The sequence below is a fragment of the Aquabacterium sp. genome (assembly GCF_050725395.1).
Classification (GTDB): domain Bacteria; phylum Pseudomonadota; class Gammaproteobacteria; order Burkholderiales; family Burkholderiaceae_C; genus Aquabacterium.
Window position 1 is genome coordinate 1 of the sequence record NZ_JBOHHL010000042.1, and the last position, 14,734, is coordinate 14,734.

Annotated in this window: 13 protein-coding genes; 7 read left to right on the forward strand and 6 right to left on the reverse strand. The window is 61.1% G+C overall.

Annotation, left to right across the window (positions count from 1 at the left end; genetic code table 11):
• A partial coding sequence (locus tag ACREB4_RS18665; RefSeq protein ID WP_431589750.1) for a hypothetical protein occupies positions 1–1,546 on the forward strand: 1,546 nt, incomplete at its 5' end.
• A gap of 73 nt (positions 1,547–1,619) precedes the next feature.
• Here ACREB4_RS18665 and ACREB4_RS18670 read toward each other — a convergent pair.
• Positions 1,620–2,123: a serine acetyltransferase gene (locus ACREB4_RS18670; protein WP_431589751.1), complete on the reverse strand. Its 504-nt coding sequence runs from the start codon at positions 2,121–2,123 to the stop codon at positions 1,620–1,622.
• Positions 2,120–3,256 carry a glycosyltransferase family 4 protein gene (locus tag ACREB4_RS18675; RefSeq protein WP_431589752.1) on the reverse strand — a complete coding sequence of 379 codons (1,137 nt, stop codon included), beginning with the start codon at positions 3,254–3,256 and terminating at the stop codon, positions 2,120–2,122. Before ACREB4_RS18675 ends, ACREB4_RS18670 begins: the two co-directional genes overlap by 4 nt.
• Positions 3,257–3,426: 170 nt before the next feature.
• Between ACREB4_RS18675 and ACREB4_RS18680 the strand changes: the two genes are divergently transcribed.
• Positions 3,427–4,563: a glycosyltransferase gene (locus ACREB4_RS18680; protein WP_431589753.1), complete on the forward strand. Its 1,137-nt coding sequence runs from the start codon at positions 3,427–3,429 to the stop codon at positions 4,561–4,563.
• Between the two features lie 13 nt (positions 4,564–4,576).
• Here ACREB4_RS18680 and ACREB4_RS18685 read toward each other — a convergent pair whose 3' ends face one another.
• The 3 genes from ACREB4_RS18685 to ACREB4_RS18695 all read right to left on the reverse strand — a co-directional run bounded on the left by ACREB4_RS18685 (position 4,577) and on the right by ACREB4_RS18695 (position 8,044).
• A complete protein-coding gene (locus ACREB4_RS18685; protein ID WP_431589754.1) occupies positions 4,577–5,761 on the reverse strand; it encodes a glycosyltransferase family 2 protein in 1,185 nt (394 codons plus the stop codon).
• Between the two features lie 12 nt (positions 5,762–5,773).
• The gene (locus ACREB4_RS18690) at positions 5,774–6,949 is read right to left on the reverse strand and encodes a hypothetical protein (protein WP_431589755.1); all 1,176 of its coding nucleotides are present in this window, start codon (positions 6,947–6,949) and stop codon (positions 5,774–5,776) included.
• Positions 6,950–7,042: 93 nt separating this feature from the next.
• Entirely contained in the window at positions 7,043–8,044 is a 1,002-nt protein-coding gene (locus tag ACREB4_RS18695) for an O-antigen ligase family protein (protein WP_431589756.1), read from the reverse strand.
• Between ACREB4_RS18695 and ACREB4_RS18700 the strand changes: the two genes are divergently transcribed.
• The gene (locus ACREB4_RS18700; RefSeq protein WP_431589757.1) at positions 8,043–8,210 is read left to right on the forward strand and encodes a hypothetical protein; all 168 of its coding nucleotides are present in this window, start codon (positions 8,043–8,045) and stop codon (positions 8,208–8,210) included. The genes ACREB4_RS18695 and ACREB4_RS18700 overlap by 2 nt on opposite strands.
• A gap of 245 nt (positions 8,211–8,455) precedes the next feature.
• A complete protein-coding gene (locus ACREB4_RS18705) occupies positions 8,456–10,003 on the forward strand; it encodes an oligosaccharide flippase family protein (RefSeq protein ID WP_431589758.1) in 1,548 nt (515 codons plus the stop codon).
• On the opposite strand, the gene ACREB4_RS18710 is transcribed toward ACREB4_RS18705, so the two are convergent.
• The gene (locus tag ACREB4_RS18710; RefSeq protein ID WP_431589759.1) at positions 9,992–11,065 is read right to left on the reverse strand and encodes a hypothetical protein; all 1,074 of its coding nucleotides are present in this window, start codon (positions 11,063–11,065) and stop codon (positions 9,992–9,994) included. The two genes, ACREB4_RS18705 and ACREB4_RS18710, sit on opposite strands and share 12 nt — an antisense overlap.
• 194 nt (positions 11,066–11,259) lie before the next feature.
• On the opposite strand from ACREB4_RS18710, the gene ACREB4_RS18715 reads away from it, so the two are divergent.
• The 3 genes from ACREB4_RS18715 (at position 11,260) to ACREB4_RS18725 (ending at position 14,732) form a co-directional block, all read left to right on the forward strand.
• Entirely contained in the window at positions 11,260–12,336 is a 1,077-nt protein-coding gene (locus ACREB4_RS18715; RefSeq protein WP_431589760.1) for an acyltransferase family protein, read from the forward strand.
• A gap of 178 nt (positions 12,337–12,514) precedes the next feature.
• Positions 12,515–13,102 (forward strand): XrtA/PEP-CTERM system exopolysaccharide export protein, encoded by a 588-nt coding sequence (locus ACREB4_RS18720; protein WP_431589761.1) that lies wholly within the window; start codon positions 12,515–12,517, stop codon positions 13,100–13,102.
• 67 nt (positions 13,103–13,169) lie between these two features.
• Positions 13,170–14,732, forward strand: coding sequence for an XrtA system polysaccharide chain length determinant (locus tag ACREB4_RS18725; RefSeq protein ID WP_431589762.1), 1,563 nt, complete (start codon positions 13,170–13,172; stop codon positions 14,730–14,732).
• Positions 14,733–14,734 lie beyond the last annotated feature (2 nt).

Sequence of the window (14,734 nt, forward strand, 5' to 3'; positions counted from 1 at the left end):
CCTCGGCCAGCCGCGCCCCGAAATATCCGCTGCCGCCGCCGCAGCGGCCCAGGCCGCCGCCGCGGCCACCACCGCCAGCACCACCCTGATGAACGTCGGTGCCTGCGTTCCGAGCGGCAAGGGCAAGGATTACCAAGTTGGCCCGCTGGCCGGCCAATACGCCTCGCTGGACCTGGTGCCATGGCAATCGCTGGCCGCTGGCGACACGGTCCGCATCTTCAACGACACCACCAAGACCACGGCTTCGGTTTACAAGGGCAAGTTCCTGTTGACCGGCGTGGGCACCGCCACCGCCCCCATCCGCATCTGCGGTGTCAAGACGGCCGACGGCAAGCGCCCCATCATCGACGCCAAGGACGCTGTGTCCAAGCGCGGCCTGGCTTACGGGAACATCCTCCACGAGACCCGCTCGATCATCGTCGTGAAGCCCCTGCAGACCCAAGCCTGGGAATACGTGCCCAAGTACATCCAGATCGACGGTCTGGACCTGCAAGGCGCCAACCCCTCCAACAAGTTCACCGACTCCCTGGGCACCGTGCGCGCCTATGAAAAGTTCGGGGCTTGCATCTGGGTTGACCGTGGCCAGAACATCACCATCGCGGACAACCTGATCCACGATTGCACGAATGGCATCTTCACCAAGTCGGCACCCGATGGCGATTTCGCGGTCACCAAGGACATCCGTCTGGCTGGCAACTACATCTATGGCAATGGCAACGCTTACAGCGAAAGCGAGCACAACACCTACGTGCAAAGCGTCAACGTCGTCTATGAATTCAACCGCTTCGGTCCCCTGCGGGCCAATGCCGGCGGCAACCTGCTGAAGGATCGTTCGGCCGGCACCGTGGTTCGCTACAACCGTTTCGAAGAAGGCGCACACGCCCTTGATTTGGTCGATGCCACCGACTTCGCCGAGCAAGCCAAGGCCCTGCCTTCTTACCGCAAGACCTACGTCTACGGCAACGTCATCATCAAGAACGGCAACACTGGCACCTTGATCCACTACGGTGGCGACATGGCCGGCGGTGAAGCCAACTTCCGCAAGGGCACGCTGTACTTCTTCAACAACACCGTCTATGCCACGGGCAGCGGTGCGGTTCAGATGTTCCAGCTGTCCACCACGGACGAACGTGCTGAAGTCTGGAACAACATCCTGGCCTGGGCCCCGTCTGTTCAGTACGCCAGCCTGCGTGCCAAGCAAGATCTGGATCCTGCTTGCATCGACTCCAAGGGCGCAGCCTGCCAAAGCGGCGGCATCCTGAACTTCGGCAAGAACTGGATCAATGCCAACTGGGCTGACTCGGACCCCTACCATGTGGTGACCGGCCAAGTGACGGGCCAAGCCAACCTGATCAAGGGCGCGACCTTGCCCGTCGACCTGGCCACGATGATCCCCCTGGCTGGCAGTGCCGTCATCGATGCCTCGACGGCCAACCTGAGCGCGGTGTCCACCTACACGGTGAGCAACCAGATCAGCTCGACCTTCCAAGCCTTGGTGCGGAATGTCAATGGCGCAGCAGCCGACCTCGGAGCGATGGAGCGCTGATCCAGCCCTCTTCGCCCCACACACAAAAAAGCCCACCAAGGTGGGCTTTTTTCATGGCTGCACGGGAATCAGCTCAGGGCTGCCCCAGTACCCGAGCCGGGATGCCCACGGCCGTGGCGCCTCTGGGCACATCGCGCAGAACGACCGCATTGGCGCCCACACGGGCTTTCGAACCGATCCTCACGCCGCCAATGATCTTGGCGCCAGAACCCACGAAGATGTCGTCTTCCAGGACAGGGAACTTGCCACGGTTGTCACCAATGACCACGCCGCTTTCCAACCAGACATTGCGCCCTCCGCGAACACTCGAATTGATCACCACGCCAATGGGATGGATCAGCACGAACCCCGGTCCAAAGCTGGCATGAACCCCGATGACGCAGCCATTGATCCATTTGTTCAGGCAGTGCGGGATCAAAGCCAGCGGCGCCAAGCCACTCAAGGAGAGCGCTTCCTGCGCACGAAAAAGCACATTGGCCAGGGAGCCATCGGTCAGGAGCGTCTTCAACAAGGAAACTGGCGGGCCGTACTGGGAATACAGGAGTTGCTTGGCCCGCAAGTCGCTCAGCAACTTCATGCGCCGGCCCGCTTCTTCTTCAAATCCAGGTGGAACTCCACCAGTTGCGACACATTGTTGCGCCACTGGCGCTCAGCCTTGACGTAGGCGCGGGCAGCCGTCCCGACCCGGGACAACTCATCCGAACTCTGGCTTCGGGACAGCACGGCACGCACCGCCGAATCCAGGTCTCCCGCCGGGAACATCCAACCCGTCTGCCCTTCTTTCAGGACTTCCCTGATGGGTGAAAAATCAGGGGCGATGGGCGGCACACCGCAGGCCATGAACTCGAACAGCTTCACGGGCGAGGTGTAGTCGCCCGCGCTTGGCAACACGGCCATGTCCATGGCGGCCAACAAGCCCGGCACCTGGTCGTGGGACACCCGCCCCGTCAAGATGACCTGCTTTTGAAGGCCGCGCTTCTGGACGAATGCTTCGACCTCAGGATGCGTTGCGCCATCACCCACCAGCAGCAACTTCAAATGCGGCGCGCTGGCCAGGTGGTCGGCCATGCGGTAGACGAACTGGTCGATGGCATGCCAGGGCACAAAGGCCCCCAGGTAACCACAAACCACGTGCCCTTCCAGACCCCATTGGATTCTGGCCTGGGTTCTTTGCTCGACCGTGAAACTGAACTTGTCGATATTGGCGGCATTGGGGGTGATGATGGTGGGCGCCAAGGTACCGTGCGCGGCCAGGGCCCGGTCGCGGAAAACACCCGACACGAACACCAGCCCCGACGCTTTCGAGAAAACCCAGCGCTCGATCGCCGTGGCCAGCCCCAGGAAAAACAAGGGCCGAACACGGTCCACCGCGGCGGAGTCGTTGACTTCCAATATGATGGGGATTCGCTTCATGCGGGCCAGCAGCACGGTCACGAACATGAACAGCGAATATCGTTCGTAAATCAATTCCAGGTCTTTGTGCTGACGGAAATAACCGAGCAACCGCCACCCCGCGACCAAGTTGTAAGCCAGCTCCGCCAGTTCAAACAAAGGTTCCGGGAACCTGGACACCAGCTTCATGAGCCAGGTGGCTTGGTGCTTGGGAGACATCGCCTTGGGCGATGCGTAAGGATCAGCCCCAGGCAGGGAAATGATGTCGACCTTGACACCCTCGACCCGCAAAGCGTCGGTGATGCCACGAATGTGCACGCCTTCTACCGCTTTGCCCTGCGTCCGATGGTGATATAGCACACGCTTGACATACAACGACAAACTCTCTTGGATCATATTGGCTCCTCCGGAGCAGTGTAACATCCCGTTAAATTAGGTTTTCGCTTCCCGACCCGCTTTCAAAGGGTATGGCGAAACCTCCACTTCATATGACCACCAGACCAAGCAAGCTGAGCGTTTTACACGTCGTTGATTCATTGGAATTCGGAGGACTGGAGCGCGTTGTCACCGATTTGGCCATTGAGCAACAGGCCAGAAACCACGCCGTGGCCGTGTTCAGCATCAATGACACCACGGGTTTCAGTGAAGAATTAAGGGCGGCGGGCATCGATGTGATCGTGGGTCACAAGAAAAAGCCTTTTGACCTGCAGGTATTGAAAATCTTGCGACGGGAAGCGAAGCAACGCGGGGTACAAATTGTCCACGCGCACAACTTCACCCCCAATTACTATTCGGCCACCGCGCTGTTGGGCGCCTGGAATATGCCGGCCCTGGTGGGCACCTGCCATGACATGGGCGCCCGGCTCGCCAACCGCAAACTGCGCATCATGTACCGCTGGTCCGTCACCCGAACCCAAGGCTTGGCCATGGTGGGACAGCAGGTGCACGATCGCTACGTCGAATCCGGCATGGTGCCCGCCCGCAAAGTGACGACCGTGCTCAATGGCATCCCGGTCGAGCGATTCACCAGCACGCCACAGCGCCAGGCGCAGGCCCGGGCCAAGCTCGGCCTGAACCCGGATGACCTCGTCATCGGCTGCGTGGGCCGGTTGGTCGATTTGAAGAACCACGCCCTGCTTTTGCAGGTCATGCCCGCCTTGGTTCAGCGGCACCCGCGGCTCAAACTGGTCATCGTGGGCTATGGCGAGCTTGAAGAAGCGCTCCATGCCCAAACCAAGGCCCTGGGCATCGCGCAGCAGGTGACGATCACGGGCAAACGCTCGGATGTCGCGGATTTGTTGCCCGCGTTCGACGTCTTCGCCCTGCCCTCCAAAACCGAGGGCCTGTCGATCGCCTTGCTGGAAGCCTGCGCCACGGGCCTGGCCGTGGTGGCCTCGGCGGTGGGCGGCAATCCCGAAATCGTCCACGATGGACAGACCGGGCTGCTCGTGCCGTCGCAAGACGCACCGGCGCTTCAACACGCGCTGGACAGGCTCTTGGGTGACGCACCCTTGCGGGCCAGCTTGTCAGCCCAGGCGCGCGACTGGGTCCGCCAGAATGCCTCGGTGGCCGCCCTGGCCGATGCCTATGACCATTTCTACCAGCAGGCCCTTCAAAGGCGCTGAATGGACGACCAGGTCAGCGTGACGTGCGCCGCCAGGCGCCGCCGCTGTAGTTGTGGGTGGCATAGCGCCACGAAGCCACCAGGAAGGCCCAGTTGAGGGCAAACAGGAAGGCCATGATCTTGGCCAAGCCTGGCAACCTGGCGCCACTTTTGCTCAGGGCATACAACCACGCTGAGCCGACATAGGCCATGGCCTGCAGCACCGCGAACAGCATCCACTCGAAAGAGTCCAGCCCCAGGTAAAAGGAAGCCGTCAGTCCAATGAGGAGGAGGTGTGGGGCGATCCACCTCAGCACCTTGTGCGAGATGTAGGTGAATCGCGTCGCCCAGGAGCTTTTCAAGAAATATTCAGGATGCCGGCAGAGCGCCTGGAAATTCCCGATGCCAATCCGAACGCGCCGACCATATTCATCGGCGATGTTGTCAGGGGTTTCCTCTTCAGCCCACGCTGTGGGCTCGTAGACCAGTCTTGACGCCGAGGTCACATTCATGGCGATGCAGAAATCATCGCAAATGGTGTCCGGCCTCAAAGGCTGCCAGAGCGCTCGCCGAATGCCATAAATGGCCCCATTGGCGCCCAACAAACCACCAATCCGAGATTCAAAGAATTTGAGCAACTGCTCGACCCGCCAATACAGGCTGTCCTGATTGTCACCACCGGATCCCCTCAGCCGAAGTTCGCCGCTGACACCGCCCACGGACGGATCCTGAAAATGCGCCACCAGCCGACGAACCGCCTGTGGGTCGAAAAAGGTATTGGCGTCGGAAAAAATCAGGATGGATTCAGACGTCCGCCCCACGAGGTCGTTCAACACGCTGGCCTTGCCACGGTTGTCGGTGAAGACGAAGGTGCGCACGCGTGAATCCCTGCACTCTTCGAGGATGCGCCCCGTGCCGTCCTGGCTGCCATCGGACCCGATGTAGCAGCGGAGCAATTCGGGCGGGTAATCCAGGGACAGCAGGTTGGCGATCCTGGGGCCAATGTGCCGCTCTTCGTTGAAGGCCGAGATCACGATGGCCACCGCCGGCCATTGAACCGGGGCCGCGCGCCGACGACGCTCGGCTTTGCGCCAGACAAACCCAGCATCGGACTTGAGCTGGGCCACGGCGGCCACCGCCATCAATGTCAGGGGATACAACAGGTAGGAATAAACGACCAGCGCGATGCTGGCTACCGCGACCCACTCAAGCCACATCATGTCCTCAAACGATCAAGTGGTTTCAGGCACATAGGAAGGGCGTTGGATCACATGATCGCGGTAAATGCCAGGGTCACCCGTCAACCCCGCCTCGGCCGCCTTGGCGATGTTGTACATCTCGCGGGCGCTGACGTAGTGCAGCTTCCAGTTCGTGCCGTCGTTGTAACGGGACTCGAGGTGGGTGAAGGCCTGGTCCATGGGCGCGCCCAGCAGCGTGTCCATGTCACGCTCCTGCGTGCCGTGGGTGTGGACCTTGACGAACACCCATTCCGGACGTCCCTCGACGTGGATGCCGGTGTTCACCCAGTCGTCCACCCGGGAGATCGTCGGAGGGCTGCTGGTGCGGACATCGGCGTTCTCGATGCGGGGAACAATGCCGAACTTGCGGCTGGAACTCATGAACCCCAAGGGGCCCTGAATGAGCATCAGGTCGCCGACGGGCGCGGCGCCCACCTTGACGCGCACACCCGTGTCATGGGACTTGGACCGGTGCGGGTGGCCGGTCGCGTAATAGATCTGATTGATCGTGGTGGTCTGGCAGGGGTCTGGCGCAGCCGGCAAGGTGAAGTCCGCATAGCAGCCTTCTTCCCGCAGGATCACCAGCTCGTTGGCCACCCCGCAGCCAAAACCATCCGGGTGGGAGTTGTCGAGCGCCCAATTGCCATGGATGAAGGACCAGCGCGGCTGGCCCGTGGCGGGATCGCGCGGCAGCGCGCCATGGTCCTTTGCCAGCAAATTGGTGAACCGACTGAGTTTTTCACGCAGGCCGGCCTCGGTGTCCTTGTCATGGTGCAGGTGGATCTCGATCTCACCCAAGCCCATCCGGCACAGCTCGACCAGCGCATTCAGGTGCTCCGGGCGGTATTCCTCTTCGGGGAAAAAGAAGGTGTGAATGGGCTGCCGCCCGTCCGCGTCCCGGTGGTGTTCACAAAGTTTGGGATAGTCTTGCCGCCAGCGGGCCACGCGCGCGCATTCGACGTAGTAGCTGGGCTTTTGCCACATGGGTTCGTAGTGGTCGACAAAGCAGAACAACAAGTGCTTGGTCGCACCTTTTGGCGCGTCCGAGCGCCAGTCCTGTTTGAAATAGCTGCCCAGCCAGATGAAGACGTTTTTCTTGCGAATGTCGCGAAAGACCACCAGAAATGCGGTAGCCAACAGCACCACGAAGATCAAGAAAACAGAATTCATGCGGTTGAAAATTAGCGGGCTGGTGCTCATGACACGCGAGCCATCAGAGCTCGAAGAACTTTAGCATGCCGATTCTCACATTAATTTCGAACTTCATTGTTGAATTCTGTCAAGAAGTATGAAGGCATACACGGCCGACAAACTCATGATGACCGCCCCGAAAGTCGCTTTCGCCCAAGGCATCGATGTGTTAAATGCCGGGATTTTGAGCACCTCGGGGTTGCGCTTTGCGCAATACAAAACCGCGATGCACAGCGCGAGCAAAACGTACAAAGTGGGCTGATAGGTGCGTGATAAAAACCACGCGCAGGTCACATAACCCACGAAGGAAGAACGGAGCAGGTCGCCGGCTTTTCGCTCGGCCGAACCGGGGGGGGCTTGGTCGGCCACCAGGCTGGCCGCCTTGAAGGCCAGCACCAGCATGGCAATCCAGCAAAAATACCCCAGCAGGCCCAATTCTGAAAAACACAGCACGAAGGAGTTGTGCGCCGTCAGGTAGTGCCGATCGGTGAAGTTGCCGTAACCCACGCCAAACAGTGGAGACGAGCGCAGCATCAGGATGCCTTCGTACCAGGCTTCGATCCGCTGCCGGGCCGATTCTTCCTGGGTGGTGAAACCGCGTCCGCCGGTGAAACTGCCGATGGTGGAGGCCAATCCCAGCACCCCCATCATCATGAATGTCCGGGCGGTGCCCAGCATATTGCGAATCCCGAAGAACACCAGCGAAGCGACCCCGAGCAAGGCGCCTCGGGAATTGGTCAGGAAAATCGTGTAAATCATCACGCCGGCGGGCATGCCCAAAACCACCAAATTACGAAACCACCGCCCCGGCCGGCTGAACCACAGCAACCAGGGCAAAGCCATCACGATGGCCTGGGCAAAATCGTTGGGGTCGTCGAAAAACCCCACACCGTGAACCCGCCACATGAAAAGGCCGGAAGTATCCTGAGCGGGAATCGGTTCGCGCTCCTTGGGCAAATCAACCGCATTTTCGACCTTGAGCTGCTGCAGCACCAATTGCTCGGACATGAAGCCAAAGTGGTACGCGGCAATGCCAGCCACGCACAGCAGGAACATGCTCAGCAGGATGACCATGCAGGCCGATTTCAGGCGTTCGAGCGTGGTCACGTTCAGGCTGGTCAGCACAAACAGCAGAGCCGTGGCGCTGAATTCGCTGACCGCCGCCAAAGCCCCCGAGGCCGAGCCCCCCAGCAACTGCGACATGACGATGCACAACACGAAGCAGGTCAGCAGCACATAGTGGCGCAACTGAGCTCCGGACTCTTTTCGGCTGATGGCCGTGATCACCGCCGGCACGAATGCCAGAATCCACAGAATGAGCATCGGCCGAAAGCTGGCCAAGTTTTGTGCAAACAGGTCGAAGGGCCTGGTTTGCAAAAGAAACAGATAGACTTTGAAAAGGGCGAAGCTCATGAAAATTCAAAACCTGCGAATCCCGCGAAGAATACCCCACCGCGATTCGTTCACAACAACAAGTAATCACCGATGAACAAGCCCTTCAGCCGGGTCGCGGCCGTCAAGGCGGCAGCCCTCATGGCCACGTCCACCTATGTCACGGTGGCCTTGGGCTTGGTTGTCAGCGCGGTGATCGCGCGCAGCCTCGGACCGGACGACTATGGCCGTTACGCCTACCTCCTCTGGTTGTCCGGATTGCTGGTCGTGCTGGGGGTGAATGGCTTCGGCATTTCGGCCATCCGCTTCATCTCCGAAAGCATTGGCAAGGGCCTGCCCGACACCGCCAGCAACATCCATGGCTGGCTGAGGCGCCGGCAGTTGCTGTCCGCCATCGGCATGGCCGTGGTGTTCGCGCTGGTGTTCCCCTGGGTCAAGCCAGCGGGCTGGGAAGGTCAGACCGGCTTGCTCGTCGCGGTGGTGATCGTGAGCGTGATGGCCAAGACCATGTACCTGTTCGACGTGTCGGTGGCCAAGGGGCATGGGCTGTTCTCGGTCGAAGCGTGGTCGACCATGGTCATGAGTCTGATCTACACCTCCGGGGTCGTGATGCTGGCGCTGCTGCACGCCACCCTGTCGGCTTACCTGATCTTCTTCGCCATGGTCAGCGTGGGCCACATGGTCGTCATCAGGCCGATGATGAAACGCCTGGATGTCAAACCCGGGCGTGGACCCTGCGATGAGGAACTGCTGTCGCGCGTCAAATCCCATTGGGCCTGGACCGTGGTTCAGGTCAGCGTGGCCACGCTCAGCAACAAGACCATCGAGACCTTCCTGCTGAACTCCCTGATCGGTCCGGCCGAAGTCGGGTATTTCGCCATCGCGACCAACCTCACCCGGGGCGCGGTCGAACTCGTGTCATCCAGCCTGACCACCCTGCTGATGCCCGCCATGGCGCATGCCTACGGCGCGGGTGGGATGAAGCAGGTGAACGCCATCCTGTCGGACGCCTTGAGGTATTCCATGTTCCTCGGCCTGATGATCGCGGGCCTGGGCACGCTGTGGGCGGCCCTGGGGGTGGGGCTGATGTATGGCGCCAAATACGCCCCGGTGGTCCACGTGCTCCAGGCCATGGTGCTGATCGGCGGACTGACCCTGACCGAAGGCGCTTTTGGTGCGGTGCTCTCCACCACCGACAACCAGCGCGTGAGGGCATACGTGGCCCTTCTGTCGGTGGGCATCAGCGCCGCCGCCGCGCTGATCCTGGTTCCACGCTACGGTTTGATGGGCGCCGTCATGGCCCATGCCATCACCCGCCTCACCTTGTTGTCGGTGATGACGCTGTTCATCACCAACCTCCTGAAGCTGAGCCTGCCCTGGCGTGAGTTGGCCCGGCTGGGCGCGTCCGCAGGGCTCGCGGCCCTGCTGGCGGGCGGGCTGGTGTGGCTGCACCCACACGTGCTGGTGGAGTTTGCCGCGGGCATCGTCTACGCGGTGGTTTTCATCATCGCCACCGTCTGGTTCAAGGGGTGGCGCGCCAAGGACGCGCGCCTGCTGGCGTCCCTGGCAGGCCGCAAGCCGGCCCTGACCGGACGGTGGGTGCCCACGCTGGAGCGGTGGGCCAGCCGGCTACCCGAATGATTCGAGGAAGGTCTGCAAAAGCGGGCCCTGGGCTTCCGCGCAATAACGCTCGCGGGCCTGCCACGCGGCAGCCCTGAGCACGGCCATCTTCGGCCGGTCGGCCAGTTGCCGCGCCAAGGCCTGCGGCGACTCGAATTCGATCACCGCAGGGTAATTTTCAAGGTAGCTCTTGGAGCCTTCATACCCTTCGGAGGGGATGGCGATGGGCACCCCGGCGGCCACCGTGGTGATCAGGCGATCCGGCACCGTGAACCGGAACCGCTCATCGCGGGCGCAGGCCGCCGTGTTGTAGGCGATGAGGCAGGCATCGTGGCCGCTGACCTTGCGGATCAACTCCGATTGGCCCATGGGCTGAAACGGTTTGCGCAAAGGGTGGCCATCGTCGGTCTCGGTGGACTGGCGGTGGTGCAATTCGATCCCGGCCTCCACCACCGATCGCATCAACGGCCGCAGGTCGTCGGCGACATGCACCGTGTGGTGCGACAAGTCCGTGCGCCCAATGAAGATGAGGTTGGCCCGATCACTCGCGGGGGCCGCCTGCACGTCCGACTGAAAAGACGCGGGCCAGCACGGCGGGATCACCGCGAAGGCGGGCATTTTTCCGGGCAGCACCGTGCTCGAGAAGTAGTCCGCCATTTCCTGGTTCGGGAACATCAGGCCATCCAGGTGCTTGGCGGCCCGCCGCATCATCCAGTGCTGGCGAAAAACACCCGCGTCGGTCAAGGCCTGCGGATAACACAAGACCATCAGCACCAATTTGACGCGCGGCCGCAAGCGTCGCAAGGCGGCCACGTCGGGCAAGGGATTGGTCCCCCAATACGCGATGACGACGTCGGGCTGCAGGGCATCGACCTGTTGAACCAGGTGCGCCAGGTACTCGGGGTTGCGGGTGCGGGACAATTGGTCGAGCGCCCGGTTCACGCGGTCACGCCAAGTGGGCGCACGGCCGCCGAGAAACCCATGCGAATCGGAAATCCATTCCAGCTGCCGGACCCTGCCTTGCAGCATCGATTTCAAACTGTCCCGGTGCTCGATGGCCGGTCCCAAAATAGCGACTTTCATGTCCCTCAAATTCGTCATCGGTGGTTCCCAGGCATGGCCGTGACCTCCCAGTCAGGCTGTCGTGTAAGAGAATCGACATTTTGAGGCAGTTCCGCACGAGATCAGGCGGTGGCGCCGCCACGGTCTGAAAATTCGTGTGCCGCTGAACGCCGGAAACCCATGCCAGAATCTGGCGTCCACCGAAAACACTGCCCATGGATCATCGTCCAAAAGCCTCGCCGCCTCCGCCCAAAGAACGATTTCACGAGATCGACCTGCTTCGTGGCCTGGCCTGTTTCATGGTCGTGGCTTTCCATTATTTGCACCGAGGTGCCATCGAGGGCTGGAGTCCTGCCATTCAAATCGGGGCCGTTGACCAGACCGCGCAATATGGTTATCTGGGCGTGCACCTGTTTTTCATCATCAGCGGCTTCGTGATATTTCTGAGCGCGCAGGACACCAGGGTTTCAAAATTCACGGCTTCTCGAATTTCCCGGCTTTACCCGGCTTTTTGGGTGGCCGTGCCATTGACCTGGGCCGTGGTCTGGGCATTTGACGCCAAACCCTTGCAGGTCTCGTGGCAGGACATGTTGGTCAACCTGTCGATGTTCCCGCACTGGTTCAAGGTGCCTTTTGTCGATGGCGCCTACTGGTCGCTGGCGGTCGAATTGCAGTTTTACATCATGGTCGGATTGGCCATCCGTTTTGGCCTGATGAAACGGGCGGAAATGCTGTTGAGCGCCTGGCTCCTGATCGCCCTGGCCAACGCCATCAGGCCCATGTTCCCTGTTGAATTCTGGCTGGCGGCCAATTGGGCGCCCCTCTTCTGCGCGGGTGCCTCGGCCTACCTGGTCAGAACCCGTGGATTGAACGCTTGGCGCGCGGGCATTTTCCTGGTCGCTTATGGTCTGGCCATCCACGATGCCCTCAAGCATTTCATCCATTCGGACGCCGCCCAGAACGGCACCCTGGACCCCAAAATCATCGCGGGATCGATCTCGGTTTTCTTCGTGATTTTCGGCATGATCGCCCTCCGGAAAATAAACATGCGAAATCATCCCGCGATTTCAATGGCCGGGCTGCTGACATACCCCTTGTACTTGGTCCATGAATTCATGGGTTATGTTTTCCTGACCGCGCTTCATGAGGCGCAGGTGAATCTGGCTGTGGCGCTGGCCTTGGTATTTTCGGGCATGGTTGGCCTGGCATGGCTGCTGAATCGCTTCGTCGAAAAGCCTTTCGGGCCGCGTTTAAGAAGCGGCATCAGCCAACTCCTGGGCGCCCGACCTTGACGCTGGGCCCCTGGCGCGTCGATGACACATCAACCGCGAACCTCCCCCTAAATTGACGATCCGGACATCAAAGATGCCTGTGAACTATGAATTGGCCCTATGCTTGCAATATAGACTTCTTCGGGGTATGACAATGGTTCTTCGCCAAACCGCAATTGCTTCATTCTTCCGCGCCTCCATGTTGGGCGCGCTGCTTCTGGCGGTGGCTGGCTGCGGTTCCTTCAACCGCTATCCCCCAGCCCCTGCGGTGGCCAATACACCAGACCACCTCTACAAGATCGGTGCACTGGACACGCTCAACATCGTGGTCTGGCGCAACCCTGATTTGTCAACCTCGATCACCGTCCGCCCCGACGGACGCATCTCCCTGCCCTTGGTCGAGAACCTCCAGGCGGCCGGACGGCAACCCGCGGACCTGTCGCGCGAGATCGAGCAGGCGCTGTCGAAGTTCATCCGCGACCCGGTCGTCACCGTCATCGTGAACAACTTCCAGGGCGTGTCGACCGAACAGATCCGGATCGTTGGCGAGGCCACCCGTCCACAAGCCGTTGCTTTCAGGCAGAACATGACCCTGCTCGACGTCATGATCCAGGCTGGCGGTCTGACCGATTTCGCCGATGGCAACGGGGCCGTGCTGGTCCGTGGCTCTGAACAAGGCAAGCAATACAGCCTGCGCCTCAAGGACCTCATCAAGCGCGGTGACATCTCGGCCAACGTCGAAATCAAGCCGGGAGACATCATCATCGTGCCTCAAAGCTGGTTCTGAACAGCACCATGATGACCCCTGACGCCTCCGCCAGCTCAAGGCGGAGGTCGTCAACAGCCAGCCGCCTATGGACGACATCACCAGACAAATCGCCGGAATCCTGAACGCCATGTGGCAACGCCGCTGGTTCGGCGTGGCCGTGGCCTGGTTGATCGCCCTTGGAAGTGCCTCCATCGTTTTCATGATGCATGACCGGTACGAGGCGTCCGCCCGCGTCTATGTCGACACTGAAACGGTGCTCAAGCCCCTGATGAACGGCCTGGCGTTCCAGCCGGACGTGGAACAGCAAGTCCGCATGCTGGCGCGCACGCTCATCAGCCGGCCCAACATCGAGCAGTTGATGCGGTCACCCCGGATCGGGCTGAACGCCTTGAGTGCACGCGATCACGAGAAGGTCATCGATCGCCTGATGAAGGACATCAAGGTGAGCCCCAGCGGCAACACCAATCTGTACGAGATCATCTACCGCGACGCCAACCCGCAGCGGGCGCAGCGCGTCGTCGAAGAACTGGTGGCCCTGTTCATGACCGCCGGGGTGGGCGACAAGCAACGCGACTCCGAGCAGGCGCGCCAGTTCCTGGACGAGCAGATCAGCGCCTACGAACACAAGCTGAGCGACGCGGAAAACAAGCTCAAGGACTTCAAGCTGCGCAACTTCGGTCTGACCGGCACGTCCAACCAGGACTACTTCGCGCGCATGTCCTCCTTGTCTGATGAAACCGGTCGCCTGCGGGTCGAGTTGAGCGCCGCGGAGCAGGCGCGCGATGCCTTGAAACGCGAGCTGGCCTCCGAAGAGCCCTCCATCCCGGCCGAATACCTGAACAACGGCGGCACGTCCCAATCCGCCGGTTCCGACCTGGACCTTCGGCTGGAAGCCCAGAAGCGCCAACTGGACGAATTGAGCCGCCGCTACACCGACGAACACCCAGATGTGGTCAACACCAAGCGCGCCATCGCGCAAATGGAGCAACAACGCCGAGCCGAGGCCGAGAGTCGCGCCAGGGGTCTGGCCAACGGAACCCGGCTGAAGGCCGCCCCGACCAGCCCCGTCTTTCAACGCATCCGCGTGGCGCTGGCCGAAGCCGAAGCCAAGGTGGCCTCGCTCAGGGGCCAGATGGGCGAACAGCATGCCCAGCTTGAACGCATCCGTGCCACCGCGGGCCGCATGCCCCAGGTCGAGGCTGAGCTGGCCCAACTGAACCGCGACTACGAAGTCGTGCGCAAGAACTACGAGCAGCTGGTCAGCCGGCGCGAGTCGGCCTCGCTGGGTGAAAAAATCGACCAGACGACCAAGGTCGCTGATTTCCGGGTCGTCGAGCCGCCCCGCGTGAACCCCAGCCCCGTCAAGCCAAGCCGCACCCTCATCGCCATGATGACCATCGTCGTGGCCCTGGCCGCTGGCGCCGCCACCATGTTCGGCATCACGCAGGTGTTCCCCACGGTGCAGGACACCCGGCAACTCAAGGAAATCTCGGGGCGTCCTGTCCTTGGCAGCGTCTCCATGGTGATCAGCCCCGTGATGAAAAGCTCCGTGCAGTTGAACAACCGCCTGTTCGCCTTGAACGCGGCGGTGTTCCTTGTGTTGAATGTGACATGGCTGGTCGTCGTGGCTCGTCAATGGATTTCCTGACG